This is a genomic window from Rubripirellula lacrimiformis (genome assembly GCF_007741535.1).
In the GTDB taxonomy this organism is placed as follows: domain Bacteria; phylum Planctomycetota; class Planctomycetia; order Pirellulales; family Pirellulaceae; genus Rubripirellula; species Rubripirellula lacrimiformis.
Window position 1 is genome coordinate 7,922,541 of record NZ_CP036525.1, and the last position, 13,913, is coordinate 7,936,453.

The following is a 13,913-nucleotide window of genomic DNA, read 5'->3' on the forward strand; positions in this document are numbered from 1 at the left end:
GGCGATCCGCCCCCCCAATCAAACACTTTCATTTTTTTTCGAACACCGGAAGAATCCTCCATGAACCACGCCTTGTTAACCGTCTATATCGCGTTGTCGCTTGCGGGCGTCAATGATTGGCCCGCGTTTCTGGGGGCGGGGGCAGCCCCGCGTTCCGATGCGTCGCTGCCATTGCAGTGGTCCCCGACACAGCATGTCGCATGGATGCAAGAATTGCCTGGCCATGGCCAATCGAGTCCAGTGATCTGGGCAGACCGCGTGTTTGTCACCAGCGTCGACGGGCCGCTGAAAGACACCTACTACACCACCTGCATGGACCTTCGCAGTGGGCAGACTCTGTGGCAAAAGACACTGCCCAACTCGCACCCCGTTGCGAACAGTTACTACGTCAGCCGGGCAGCCCCGACACCGGTGGTCGACCAGGACCGAGTGATCGTGTTCTTTGAAAGCGGCGACGGTGTCGCTTACGACCATGACGGCAACCGACTTTGGACACGTGCACTGGGCAAAGACGAGGGTCCGTTGGTCGCCGAGTTCGGATTGGGGGCGTCCCCGTGCCAAACCGAAACCGACGTCTTTGTGTTGCTGGAACACGAAGGTCCGAGTCGATTGTTGGCGCTGGACAAACGGACTGGCCAGACGCGTTGGAAAGTCGACCGCGGAGCAAGAAAGAGCTGGAGTTCGCCGGCGGTGATCAACGTCGACGGATCGCTTCAAATCGTCGTCAGCTCTGCCGGTCCGATCGACAGCTACGATCCCCAAACGGGAAAACGGTTATGGTCCTTCGACGATGTCGGCGGCAACACGTCGACCAGCCCGATCGATTTTGGCGGTGGACGGTTTCTGGTTGGCGCCGCGCCCGGACGGAATGGCGAGAACGCCGGTTCGGCGGCAGGAGCCAATGGGTTGATGCAGATTTCCAAGGTCGGCGCCAACTGGTCCGCCAGCCGAACCTGGGTCGCCGAAAAGGCCGCCCCCAGCTGGGCTTCGCCAATCATTCACCAAGGTTTTGCCTACTGGGTGAACCGTACCGGTGTGGTGACGTGCTTCGATGCCGAGACCGGCGAAGAAGTCTACCGTGAACGCATGAAAGAACCCTGCTGGGCAACGCCGGTGGGAGTCGGAAACCGCGTCTATTTCTTCGGCAAAGACGGGACCGTCACCGTCTTGGCCGCCGGTCGTGAATTCAAGGTTTTGGCCGAGAACCAATCATGGACCGATCAGTCACTGCCCGCCGAGGAACCGCTTGCCGAAGAATCGAGCGAAGAACGGCGCCGTGCTGCGGCAATGTTCAGCCGTCCTATCCTGTACGGCGTCGCCATCAGCAGCGATGCCCTGCTGCTAAGAATCGGCAACGCGATCATCTGCATTCGCTGATCCCACCGAAGGCCCCTGCCCAGGCCTGTTACATCGCCCCTCGGCCTGCTTGCAACAGGCCCAGGGGTTCGGCGCGGCCGGTCTTGATCGCAGGCCAAAGCCCAGCGATCAAGCACAGCCCAATCGTGATCAGGAAACCGATCGCCAACTGCCCCCAAGGCACCAGGAACGAAGGCGGGCCCGCGAACCAACCGCCGTACCTGGCCATGCCAACGCCACACCAACCGGCAATCAAACCGAAGGTCAGGCTTAACATGCACGCCGCCAATGCAATCAGGATGGTTTCGGCGATCACCAAACGCACCAACTGGCTGCGTGAGACACCGATGGCTCGCATCACCCCGAATTCCCATGTTCGTGATCGGACCGATGCGATGATCGTGTTGGCGACCGCCAATGACATGATCGCCAGTGTCACCAGCGGCAGATAGCTCATTCCCCAAATCATCCCGTCGGCTCGAAGCCGGATGGCGGTGCGAACTCTTTCGGTCGCCGTCACCCGCGCGAAGGGGCGATAAGCTTTGACCTGTTCCAGCGAATCCGCAGTGAAAGTGGATCCCGCATCGCGATCGGCAATTCGCTGCAGACGGGATTCGACCGAGGCAAGATTGGCATCGTCGTCCAGATTCATCCAATAGAACTCGGTTCGATTCAAGTGGAAATCGCGATGCACGTCGTCGCGTTTGGCAAACACCATCGTCGCGGTACGGACGAAGTGTCGCCTGACTCCCGAAAACTTTGTGAACCAATGCCATCCCGGAAGCGAGACCACGCCGGCAATCCGATACGACACGTGTTCCTGCTGTGCCGATGGCGGCGTGAACCGCAGGTCGTCGCCGACCCCCAACCCTGTACGGATCTGGAAGTCCTCGGATATCAAACAAGCCCCGCCCGCGGATAGCTGATCGGTTGCCGCTTGCCGATCGCCAGCCACGAAATCTAACGTCAAAAACGGATCATCGCTGCCGAACGCCTGCTCGGGATCCAACCCAAACAGAACCGCGTTGTCCGACGTCAATCGCTTTGGCGGATCCACGTCCCCCCAATCAAACTTTGCCTGTTCGACGGACAACGGCATCACTTGGCCGGAACGGACGCCGTCCACCTGATGCACCAACCGATCACCGTCTTGGTCCAGACCGATGGGGTGGAACGCAACCAGCATATCGGGCAACCACTTGCCCGGCGTGAACGGCTGCAGCATTGAATAACCCCAAGTCTGGGTCGATGCGTACAGGCCCAATCCGACCGACAACGCCAATGTTGCACCGATGGTTCGCCACATACTGGCGGACAATTGTGTCTGCATCATCCGCGGATCCAGCCGCAACATGCGAGTGACCACAGGCCCCATCGTGCGCTCGCAGAGGACCACCACGGTGGGTGCCACCATGACCATGCCCAGCAACAGCATCGGATAAGTCACAAACGTGTAACACCAAATGCGCCATTGGTCGGGGATCGCCAAAGCAAACACCGAAATGGGCGCCGCCAACATCACAACCACACCGATGCACCCGAGCAACCACCATGCCTTCGATCGCGAGGGAGGATTCGGGACGGACATTGCATCCAGGGGCTGGATCCGCATCGCTCGCCACGCAGGCAAAACGGCCGCTCCCAACGCGCCCACCAACACTGCCAATCCTGAACAGGCCGCGCTGCCCCATCCCAATACCGCTGCATCGCCGAACAACCCTGGCGATAGGCGACCGCCGACAAACAAGAGCATCCACCCGGTAGCCAACCCACCGATCCATCCGGCCAAAGCCAGCAGGGTACTTTCAAAAGCGATGATGCCCGCGACCTGACCACGCGTCAACGCGACGGCGCGAAGCATGGCAAATTCACGCGTTCGCTCGCTGACGCCCATGCTGAGCGTCGAGAAAATTATGAAGACCGCAGCCAGCGATGCCATGCCTGTCGCGGCCCAAGCTTGCGATTGCTGGCTGGACACACTGCGACTGGATTCCAATCCGTCGCGTACGGCCGCAAAGTCGATCAACTGCATGGGTGGGCTGCTGGCAGCGAACTGGTCCTCCCAACGTTCGCGAAACTGGTCCACCGTGATGGAATCCCGCATCGAAACCTGCACAATCTGCGGCGCCGATGGGTACCCGTTGATCGTTTCCGCAAGCGGCGGGCGAACGTAAACGGCAGTGGTGGCCACCCCCTGGAGCGACGAACCCGGCAGCCCCAGTCGAGCACTGGCGTGCTGGGTTGGCGGCGCGGATGCGTCCGCACGACCAGCCCCCGCACCCGACGAAGACGTGTTCCGCCCACCGGGCTTGCCGCGTTGGCCACCTATTCCGCCACCGGTTCCGGTACTGGTACCACGACCACCGCCGAGTTGGCCAAGCGAAGGAGCTTCGCGGGCCTGTTGGATCACGCCAACCACTGGGATGCTGATCTGATTGGCAAGCGACGTCACCAGGACACGGTCACCCACCTGCAAATCCATCTTCCGTGCCGCATCCACGCTGATCACTGCCGACGGGCGGTCACCTTCACTCGCCAACCATTGCCCGTCGACCATTTCATAGGGCGGATCGATGGCGGGAGTGCTGATCAAAGTCGGGTCCAGCGGCGGTGCTCCGTTGACCGGCGGGCGATCACCGACCAGCAAACCAATCGACGTCTCGTCCTGGTCCGGATCCGAAGCTGACTTGACTCGCGACAAAGTGATGCGAGATTGGCTGATCGGGTTGGCCTCCATCACCCCAGCATCTTGCTGGATCAATTCAACCATCCGGGGATCCAGCGTTGCCGCGTTTCCCGAGCCGGACTTGGTGACGATCAATGCATCGTAGCGGCCAAGATATTTGTGGGCGTTTTGATCGAACTGGGAAACCAACGCATCGTATCCGCTGACCACCCAAACGACAGCGCAGGTGGATGCGACCACACCAAGGATCGTGACCATGACGCGACCGGGATGCAGTCGCATTTGCGAAGTGACGATCTTGAAGATCAGTGAAAATTGATTCACGGCGATGTTGGTCAAGGCGATGACGAATGAAATCGGGTTCGCGCAGAAACGAATGCATCGAACGGAACCCGGTAACAGTGGGATGACAACACTCGACGACGACAGCCGCGTTCGATGGACGACCGATCCGATCTCGTCGAGTTCCGTCGGTCGCATGCAATAAGTGGGCCAACCTAAGGTCATCACACCCAACGGTCGCCGATGACGCTGCGAATCACATCGACTGCGTGATTCGCAGGTCATTCGGCCGGGACCATTCCGACGGAAATTTCATCTGTGGCGACGCAAACTCCGCCGCCGTGACGATGTGCTTGAATCGCCTAAACGCAACGCTTCGGACGGCGGCGAATTGTTCAGCGACGACGGAATTTGCGACAGCCCACGGACACCGCAACGACATCAATCGATGCACGCCAATTCGCACCGGATCAGACATCGGACCAAAAATCACGGCAAGTTTGCACCAAGATGCACTCGGTCGGACGGTGCCGGTCGGATTGGTACAGGCAATGCTAAACAGTGACCTCGATACCTCCATCGCAATCGAGTGATGCGAGTGTCCCGACGTCCCCTCCGATCTTCGACACCCGACCAACCGCACGATCGCCTATGCACGCTGCACACATCATGACCGTCCAGAACGTCACCAAGACTTTTTCGCAAGGGAGCCGTCATGTCCATGCGTTACGGGATGTCAGCCTGAACATCGACGAAGGATCATTCGTCGCAATCATGGGTGCCAGCGGGTCTGGCAAAAGCACACTGCTGCATCTGATGAGCGGGCTGACGCGGCCGACCGCGGGAGCGATCATCGTTGATGGCTACGATCTGTCGGAACTTTCCGACCGTGAACTGACTCACTTTCGCCGCCAACAGATCGGGCTGGTATTCCAAGCGTTCAATTTGGTCCCCTCGCTGAACGCCACCGACAATATTCTGTTCCCACTGTTTGCGGCCGGAACCCCGATCGACGACTCAACAGACTTGACTGACATCGCGTCTCGCTTGGGCATCGAAGATCGCCTCTCGCATCGCCCCGATTCGCTCAGCGGCGGCGAACAACAACGCGTCGCTATCGCACGTTCGTTGATCACCAACCCCGCAATCATCTTTGCCGACGAACCGACCGGCAGCTTGGATTCGGTGACGGGACAATCCATCTGCAAGCTACTGCGAGAACTCTGTGACCAGCAAAATCGCACGATCGTGGTCGTGACCCATGAACCGAGTGTCGCGATCTGGGCCGACGAAGTCGTGGTACTCAAAGATGGTCAGATCGTCGAACAGTTCCCAACCAATCGACATCAAGACAGCCAATCACTCGCTTCGCATTACCAGGCTGTGATCAGCGGGAATGAGACTGCGATCGTGCAGCCTGCGTGACCGACGGGGAAAGGAGCTATCGGTTTTGGGATGCGGGTGGCGTTTTGCTCGTTGGGGTGGGGGAGGAAGGAGAAGGAGGAGGAGGAGGAGAAGTTCGAGTTCGAGTTTAAGTTCGAGTTTAAGTTTCAGACTGGACTACAGCGGGAAACACTTGAACTTGAACTCGAACTCGAACTTGAACTTGAACTTGAACTCGAACTTGAACTTGAACTCGAACTTGAACTCGAACTCGAACTTGAACTCGAACTCGAACTCGAACTCGAACTCGAACTCGAACTCGTGCTCGTGCTCGTGCTCGTGCTCGTGCTCGTGCTCGTGCTCGTGCTCGCCCCCTTGAACCTCTCTCTCTGGATCAATAGCCTAGCGTGGTCGATACTCGACACCCCATTTGACAACGCAGCAAGCAACACGCCGATTGGCGCACTAGCCAGCCACGTTCGATCCCCCCTCGGAAGACCACGATTCCGGGATTGATCTGAATTCCTAGTGCCCATTTGCCGGAGCTTTGACTGTGCCCGAATTGTCTATCTGCATGCCTGCCATTGGTCGCCGGTCACCGCGACGCTTCTCAGGCGGTTCCCCCCCTAGTCGAATTGCACTCGCTTGGCATGCATCGGGGCGTATCCAGCCAACTCGCTGGCTTCTGCGATGCGATGAATCATGGTTCCGGATCGGATGGACGTCGAACACTCAACGACTCAATCCCCGACGTGACGCGGGGCTGGGCAAGAACGGCCGCAGGACGCAGCGATCACACCAGCCTTGGAAAGAATCACGCTGGCCGACGGAAGTGTGCGAAACGTCACCGATTCGATCGATCGTGGCGTCTGGCACGCTAGCTGGACAAGCAAGGGTCGTGAAGTGGAAACTGTGTCGGCGGCGAACTAGTCCGAATCGTTGACGGTGATCTGGCGACGGATCACCGGTCTTGCAACATGGACGTCGCGCGGGCATGGAGGCCTGCGACGTCTCTCGAAAAATCAATCCTGCTACCAATCCCCCCCCCTCTATCTCTATGACGCAAAGCGCCCCCACAGCAACGCCCGGCAAGCCGGCCAGACGTCGCAGCCGACGATCGACCTGGTTGCGATGGCTGATCCATTCGCATTGGATGAGTTCTGCGATCAGCCTGGTCGGCATGATCCTGTTCGCCTTCACCGGCATCACGCTGAACCACGCCTCGCAAATCGAAACCGAACCGGAGATCACCTTTGCCGAAGCGGTGCTGCCCGATTCGATCCAACAATCCCTCCGTCGCCTCACCCTGTCGGGCAACGCCGATCTGCCCACAGAACTGACCAATTGGCTGAGTGACGAATTCGAAGAACCAATCGACGGACGTGACGCCGATTGGACCGAAGACGAGATCTACGTTTCCATGCCGGGGCCGGGATCGGATGCCTGGCTAGCGATTGATCGCACCAGCGGGCAGGTGGAATTCGAATCGACCAGCCGAGGCTGGATCTCCTACCTGAACGACCTCCACAAAGGACGACACACCGGTGCGGCTTGGAGCTGGTTCATCGATATCTTTTCCATCGCGACACTGGTGTTCTGCATCACGGGACTGCTGTTGCTATACGAACGTGCCAAGAACCGTCGATTGACTTGGCCGCTGGTGGCATTGGGGCTGATCGCACCCTGGATCCTGATCGTATTGCTGGTCCACTAGCCGATGGGCAGCCGCCCCGCCGGCGGGACGACCACGTTGGCGGGATAGGAAGCCGGCGGGATAGGGAAGCTGGCGGTGGCCGAACAGGATTACCGCAACCCAATTCGCCAACGCAAACGTCAAAATCCGCTCAAGACAATTCGGCATAGCGGTCGAAAACAGAACAAGCGAGATACCGGGACCGACACGGGCGACGACCAGCGGCCGATCCCGAGCGATCCGGCGATGGACGCCATTTGACCGGACAACATGCGCCGCTTCGCTACCGAACCGATGGATCGCTCCTGCGCGGGTGTGTTTCATCGATCTGAAAAAGCAACCTAGCACGGGGTTTCCATTCGACATGAAAGTCACCGAATCGGCCACGGCCCCGCTTTCTCTGTCGCAACAACGCCACTCGCTAGACCATCACGTGCAAAGCGTGTTCAGCGAAGTGCTGGCAACGGTAGGTGTCGAAGGCTACCAAACGGCTAGCCCGATTGCGGTTCCCAGCGGCGATGATCCGGCGGGGGATCTTCCAACGCTAGACCAACAAGCCGCCGGTGCATGGGAAGACTGGTTCGACCTACAACTGACAGGACGGTATCGCACGGTCGCTACTTCACCCGACGTCGACCACAAACAACTGCAGCAAGACTTCGGCGATGTCATCACGCGAGCCTACAACGATGGCGGGTACGCGGATCCGAAATCGTTCCTGCAAAGTCTACCTTCCGACAAGATGGAAACCATTCGCCAGATCCACAGCTTGGCGGATTCGATCAACGTATCGTCGCTGTCTGACGAAGGTGCTTTGAACCTATTGATCCCTCCGGTGGCCCAGGTCGACTTGAATTTTGACGGGCTGACCCAATCGGGTGCCGCTTACGGAATCCGGTTTCCGGATAGCCGAACGCCAGCCGATGTCGCTGAAGCCTGGAACGAATCGACCGCCGACCTCAGCGAAATGGACAAAGCATTTTACGGGCTTGTGGCGAAGCTGCCGACTCTGCTAGCGAACATCAAACTGCATCCCGACGGTACCTTTTCGCACACCGTCGAACCCGGCGATCCGGAGTATTCCAATCCGATGGCCGCCGAGGACTATTCCTATGGTCAAGCGGCCCAAGACTACGTCAACTATTTGGATGCGTTTCGCGCACAGATCGACCCGGTGCGTTACCAGCGTGACCGTGCTTTCTGGACCGATTTCGCGTCTCGCTTAGATGGCGACCGCTGACCTGCTGGATCGATCTGGCGAAGGCTTGGCGATACCGTCCACACGTGTCGCGGTGCGGTCAACGTTGTATCGCACCAGGAACCATCCGTGGCCAAGCGGCGCCGATGAGTGCAGTGAGTGGCGATCGGAAAGCCCGCCGGTAAAGGAACGTGGCCGACTTCCGCGAGGATGCCATTCGGCCCAGTCCTCCAATGGCGATCCGCCCAGCTGCAGCTTGATGGCGCCCGCGCCACTTCGCTCGACCGCGCTGACACACAACGAATCGCTGGCGAACAGCGGGCTGGAAACCGGCGGCGACTGCAATAGGATCAACGTCGATGGTTTACCAAAGGGATACGCCATGAACGGACCGATGCCGGGCAATTCACTGTCACGCTGGGGCCACTGATCACGAAGCGGAGCAGCGATGTCCTCCAATTGATCGACCCGCATCGAGATTCGCATCCGCTTGCCCTGCCATGCCAGCGCCGAATGGTTTAGTGCCAAACTGCACCACAACGCCACCGCCGCCGTGATGCCAAGCAGGTGGATGATCGCCCCCGAAGCAGCGCCCTGTTTGCGCAAAAACATGCGGACGCAAAGCATCCCAAGCGACCCGACCGCCAGTGCAGCCAGCCCGAACCACACCCCCGCCCGCCACCACCCGGCGTCCTTCACGATCCGCTGCACCGACAAGCCCGAATTCAGGATGGATTCAAACCGCAGGTCTAGCATCACCACCATCGCGACGCCGATGATGGCAGCGAAGTGCACGGCCCATAATGATCGCATTCGCACGGCCGCGTTCACCGGTTTTCGGCTTGGGCTCTGACGGAACGAGTTGACGAGCAAGTGCATGGTCATTTGCAGTACGAAAGCGACATCAGCGCGAACGACGTTGCAAGGTTCTTGTCGCTTTCGAACCAACGCGAATTATTGTTGCTCCAGGAACCGTCATCGTTTTGGCGTCTGGCAAGCTCGGCAACCAAGTCAGCCTTCCAATCATGTTCGGCCCCATCGGCGGTCTGCAGTATCTTGACACCAGCGGCGTTTAAGCCGGATGCGAAGGTGTGGTAGTAATAGTACAAGCCGGCTGCCCCCATGCCGGGGTTGTTCTTGACGTCGTAGTGGTCGGTGATCCACTGGACCGCCGCCTTGACCCGCGGATCGTCGCTGGTCAGCCCGGCAAAGATCATGCTCTTCAAACCCGTGTAGGTCATCGAACCATAACTTCGCAAACCACCGTCGGCGGTGTAGCGTTCGTCAGACGTGCTGGGGTCGATCTTGGTCGTTGGAATTTCGTAATAGAATCCGCCGTCGTCGACTTTGCCTGCAAAGGCCGTGTCGTTGTACTCGGCGTCCAGGTTCTGACAACGGGAAACGAACGCCAAGGCACGCTGGATCGCAGGATCGCTAGCCTCGGATTCCGACGCTCGCAACGCCTCGATCATGTAGCCGGTGTTCGACAGATCCGGCCGTCCCGGACCACCGTAACCCACGCCGCCGTACCACGGATCCGACGGATCACGATCGCCTTCGCCGTACTGCACGCCGGTGACGAATGCTTTGGCGTTCTTCAAAATCGCCGAGTACTTTCCGCTGTTGTTGGCCTCGGCAAAGCAGACCATCGCCACGCAGGTTTCGTAGTTCTTCAATCGTCCGTTGCCATAGATGCCACCGTCGGGTTTGACGAAACCTTCCAGTGCCTTCAGCCCCTTCGCCACCATCGGGTCATCGATGCCTCGGCCATTGCGGATGGCGGCCGTCAACGCCAGTGCCGTCACGCCAGGACCGACCTTGTCAGAGAACGTGCCCGCGCCGGATTGACCTTCCCGAGCCAGGAACGCGAGCCCCTTGTCGACGACCTGTTGCCGAAGCTGATCGGCGGGAACGGTCGAACCCGGCGCCTGCTGTGCGAAAACGGAACCGACACTCGATGCGAAAAGGTTACCGAGCACCAATGTTGGTATGACGAGGACAAAAATGCGTCGTCGTTGACGAATATTCCACCGCTGGACCATGAAATGAACCTGACGAAAGTGGGAGTGAAGAACCTGGACGGGGACGAAAAATCTCGTGTGGATCGCTGCAACGCGTGCCCATCGATCGCGACGAACAGTGGGCCAGCGTGTCACACGCGAAACTTTGTTGCACGTTGCGTGCCATTGCCCCGAACGGGCTGGCGGATCAAACGATCAGGGCAGTCCCGCACGTTCGGTCCGAAGACGTCGCCGTGGCGCGCGGGTCAAGCGAGATCAAACAGCAACGCATCGCTGTCCTGGGTTGCAACGATGTGCAACGCCGTTGCCCGGCTGGTCGCCACCGCGTCGCCGCTGACCAACTTAGTACCGTTGACCATCACTTCGCCCCGCGCCACCTGCAACCAAGCATGACGTCCCCGCTGGACAACGTAGTCGGCAGACTGGCCTGCCAGCAGGTTGGTGGCGAAAATACTGGCGTCCTGATGGATCGACACCGACGCGTTGCTGCCGTCCGGACCGGCAATCTTCTTCCACTGGTTCTGCTTCTGGTCCAGAGTGACCTTGTTGTCGCTGTAGCGAGGACGAACTCCCTTCAAACCAGGTTCAATCCAGATCTGCAGAAAGTGATTGGCGTCGGTCGGCGAAGGGTTGTATTCGCTGTGCGTGATCCCCGTTCCGGCCGACATCATCTGGATATCGTCCGGCGTGATGATCGCGCCATGTCCCGTGCTGTCCTTATGTTGCAACGATCCCTCCAACACGTATGAAATGATTTCCATGTCGCGATGCGGGTGAGTGGGGAAGCCACGTCCAGCCGCGATTCGGTCATCGTTGATCACGCGGAGGCTGCGAAAACCCATGTGGCGTTGATCGTAGTATTCACCAAAAGAGAACGAGTGAAAACTGTTTAGCCAGCCGATGTCGGTATGCCCTCGCTGGGCAGCTTGGCGAATCAACAGATCCATGCTGGGCGCTTCATCGCCGACAACCGTGTCGGGATCGGCAGCGACGTGGATCAGTCCGGCGGCGGTCAAGGAAAGCATGTTTCGGCGAGATTCGTTCATGATCATTACCCAATCGATTGTTTCAGTCCTAGGATGCCAGCACGGCGCGGCACCACCCAATTGCATTACATGTAAACTATCAAAACAAAAAAACACTATGGCACGGCGCCCATTCGAACCAGATCCAATGCCTTGACCAACATTTTCAACTCCTTCTTGGGAACACCAGACAACAGGTTGGCGTGCAAGTCCAGCAGCGGTTGGTCGATCTTTTTCAATCGCCGTTTCCCATCGCCATTGATCTCGATCAAGAACACACGCCGATCCTGCTTCGACTGTGTCTTGTCGATCAGTTTCAGCCCCTGCAACTGGTCGACCACCCGAGTGATCGCCGGAGCGACTTGAATCATCCGGGAGGCGACTTCCAAACACGGCAGTGGCTTTGCTTCCCCCCGAAGGATCCGCAACACGTTGTACTGAGACATCGTCAACCCATGTTCACGCAGCAAGCGGGCTAGCCGGTTTTCCAGCAAATCGCTGGTCCGCAGAATCGCCAACGTCGCCTCCTGTTCGACCGAGTCGAAGGGGCCGCGTTTCTTCAGTTCGTCTTTGATCATCGAAGCCATGCCAACCCAGCCAATGTGATCCACCGAGACACCTCACTTCTTTTACATGTAAACCTTCTGGAAGTCAAGTTCAGCCACCCCAGAACGCCCCCCCCATCGAGACTGCCTTGCCGGCTGAACACAAGCGGTCTGCGGCGGGGTTCATCCAAGGGTCGCTACATAATCATTCCCGAAGCTTTTTTGTTGACACAACCGCCTCGGATGACATTAGCCTAGAGGTTCCATCGGTAGGGACCGCTGATGGCATCGCCCGCCTGGGCCCCACGCTGGGCCCGCCCCGCCTTCCCATGCGAATCCCCCCGGAGAAAACCTTGAATCCGCTGCCCCCGAAGATCAATCGACGACGATGTCTTTCGGCAGCCGGCGTAACGCTGGCGTTGCCGCTGCTGGAATCGCTGGCACACGGCCACGCGGCGGCCCAGGAGTCGCCACCAGGGTCGGTTTCGTCACCGAACTCCGATCCATCACCGGGCCGCACCGCATCCGCTGCCAAACGGCTGGTCTGCATGGGCGTGTCGCTTAGCATGTATCCGGGTGAGTGGAATCCGGTGGATGAAGGCAGCGATTATGTGGCGCCGAAGTTGATCGAACCGTTGGCGGATCTGCGCCGGGACTTTACGCTGATCTCCAACGCCGACCATCCCGGCGTGACCGGTGGTCACAAGGGGACCGCCGCGTTTCTGTCGGGCGTCTACCAACCGGAACGGATTGGTCAGTCGATTGTGATTCGAAATCAGATCACGCTGGACCAGGTGGTTGCCCGCGCGATCGGCGATCAAACGCGGTTTCAGTCGTTGCAGTTTGCGGCCGCCGGTGTCAGCGCAGGCGATTCGCTTTCGTGGAACGACAAGGGCGTACCGCTGCCATGCATTTCGGATCCAATGGCGATCTATGAACAACTGTTCGTCGACGATCCCAACCCGCAGCAGACCGCGCGGATGATGAAGTCCGGTCGCAGCGTGCTGGACCTGATTCATGCCGATGCAAAGCTATTGGCAAAGGACCTGTCGAAGTCCGATCGCCAACGCATGGACCAATACATGACGTCGGTGCGAGATGTGGAATCGGGGATCAGCCGTCGATTGCAGTGGCTGTCGACACCCAAGCCAGGCGTCCCCGCGATTTCGGACCGTGTGACCAACTTTCACGAAAACCTGGATCTGATTCTGGAGCTGACTGCGATCGCCCTCCAGACCGATTCGTCACGAGTGATTTCGATTGCGATCCCAGGCAAGGGGCTGCCGATCGAAGTCGGGAACCGGCGAATCAACGACTACCACGGCCAATCCCATCATGGCAAAGACCCAGCGGTGATCGAACAATTGGTCCAGATCGAACGGATGCACACGGTATCACTGGCAAAGTTCCTGACGCGATTGAAACAAACCCCGACCGCCGAAGGCAACCTACTGGACTGCACGCAAGTGTTGTTCGGCAGCGGCCTTGGCAACGGCAGTTCGCACTCCAACCGTGACCTGCCCGTGCTGCTTGCCGGCGGTGGCTTGCAGCACGGAAAACATGTCCGGCTACGCGAAGGCACACCGTTGTGCAATGTGTTTGTCACCATGCTGCAACGGCTAGGAATCGAAACGGACTCCTTTGCCGGCAGCAACGGCAACGTCAATGAGTTCGTGACCGGTTAACGCCCGTCGCAACCTTCGCCCGTCGCCAGCCTTCGATCG

12 protein-coding genes are annotated in these 13,913 nt (G+C 58.9%); 7 read left to right on the forward strand and 5 right to left on the reverse strand.

Annotation, left to right across the window (positions count from 1 at the left end; translation table 11 throughout):
• The first annotated feature begins 60 nt into the window (after positions 1-60).
• A complete protein-coding gene (locus K227x_RS27660) occupies positions 61-1,377 on the forward strand; it encodes an outer membrane protein assembly factor BamB family protein (protein WP_145175695.1) in 1,317 nt (438 codons plus the stop codon).
• Between the two features lie 28 nt (positions 1,378-1,405).
• On the opposite strand, the gene K227x_RS27665 is transcribed toward K227x_RS27660, so the two are convergent.
• On the reverse strand, positions 1,406-4,366 hold the full coding sequence (locus K227x_RS27665) for an FtsX-like permease family protein (protein WP_246146335.1): 2,961 nt from the start codon (positions 4,364-4,366) through the stop codon (positions 1,406-1,408).
• Positions 4,367-4,975: 609 nt separating this feature from the next.
• On the opposite strand from K227x_RS27665, the gene K227x_RS27670 reads away from it, so the two are divergent.
• The 5 genes from K227x_RS27670 (at position 4,976) to K227x_RS27685 (ending at position 8,640) form a co-directional block, all read left to right on the forward strand.
• A complete protein-coding gene (locus K227x_RS27670; RefSeq protein WP_145175698.1) occupies positions 4,976-5,749 on the forward strand; it encodes an ABC transporter ATP-binding protein in 774 nt (257 codons plus the stop codon).
• Positions 5,750-5,779: 30 nt separating this feature from the next.
• Entirely contained in the window at positions 5,780-6,223 is a 444-nt protein-coding gene (locus K227x_RS30950; RefSeq protein WP_218933590.1) for a hypothetical protein, read from the forward strand.
• A 541-nt stretch (positions 6,224-6,764) separates the two neighbouring features.
• On the forward strand, positions 6,765-7,421 hold the full coding sequence (locus K227x_RS27680; protein ID WP_145175703.1) for a PepSY-associated TM helix domain-containing protein: 657 nt from the start codon (positions 6,765-6,767) through the stop codon (positions 7,419-7,421).
• A 75-nt stretch (positions 7,422-7,496) separates the two neighbouring features.
• Positions 7,497-7,661, forward strand: coding sequence for a hypothetical protein (locus K227x_RS30955; protein ID WP_218933591.1), 165 nt, complete (start codon positions 7,497-7,499; stop codon positions 7,659-7,661).
• A 103-nt stretch (positions 7,662-7,764) separates the two neighbouring features.
• Positions 7,765-8,640 (forward strand): hypothetical protein, encoded by an 876-nt coding sequence (locus K227x_RS27685; RefSeq protein WP_145175706.1) that lies wholly within the window; start codon positions 7,765-7,767, stop codon positions 8,638-8,640.
• Here K227x_RS27685 and K227x_RS30960 read toward each other — a convergent pair.
• The 4 genes from K227x_RS30960 to K227x_RS27710 all read right to left on the reverse strand — a co-directional run bounded on the left by K227x_RS30960 (position 8,623) and on the right by K227x_RS27710 (position 12,231).
• Positions 8,623-9,411, reverse strand: coding sequence for a hypothetical protein (locus K227x_RS30960; protein WP_218933592.1), 789 nt, complete (start codon positions 9,409-9,411; stop codon positions 8,623-8,625). The two genes, K227x_RS27685 and K227x_RS30960, sit on opposite strands and share 18 nt — an antisense overlap.
• A 68-nt stretch (positions 9,412-9,479) precedes the next feature.
• On the reverse strand, positions 9,480-10,577 hold the full coding sequence (locus tag K227x_RS27700) for a prenyltransferase/squalene oxidase repeat-containing protein (protein ID WP_246146336.1): 1,098 nt from the start codon (positions 10,575-10,577) through the stop codon (positions 9,480-9,482).
• A 287-nt stretch (positions 10,578-10,864) separates the two neighbouring features.
• Positions 10,865-11,665, reverse strand: a complete 801-nt coding sequence (locus K227x_RS27705; RefSeq protein ID WP_246146337.1) for a pirin family protein — start codon at positions 11,663-11,665, stop codon at positions 10,865-10,867.
• A 95-nt stretch (positions 11,666-11,760) separates the two neighbouring features.
• Positions 11,761-12,231: a MarR family winged helix-turn-helix transcriptional regulator gene (locus tag K227x_RS27710; protein ID WP_218934096.1), complete on the reverse strand. Its 471-nt coding sequence runs from the start codon at positions 12,229-12,231 to the stop codon at positions 11,761-11,763.
• A 311-nt stretch (positions 12,232-12,542) separates the two neighbouring features.
• On the opposite strand from K227x_RS27710, the gene K227x_RS27715 reads away from it, so the two are divergent.
• Entirely contained in the window at positions 12,543-13,874 is a 1,332-nt protein-coding gene (locus tag K227x_RS27715; protein ID WP_218933593.1) for a DUF1552 domain-containing protein, read from the forward strand.
• The last annotated feature ends 39 nt before the right edge of the window (positions 13,875-13,913 follow it).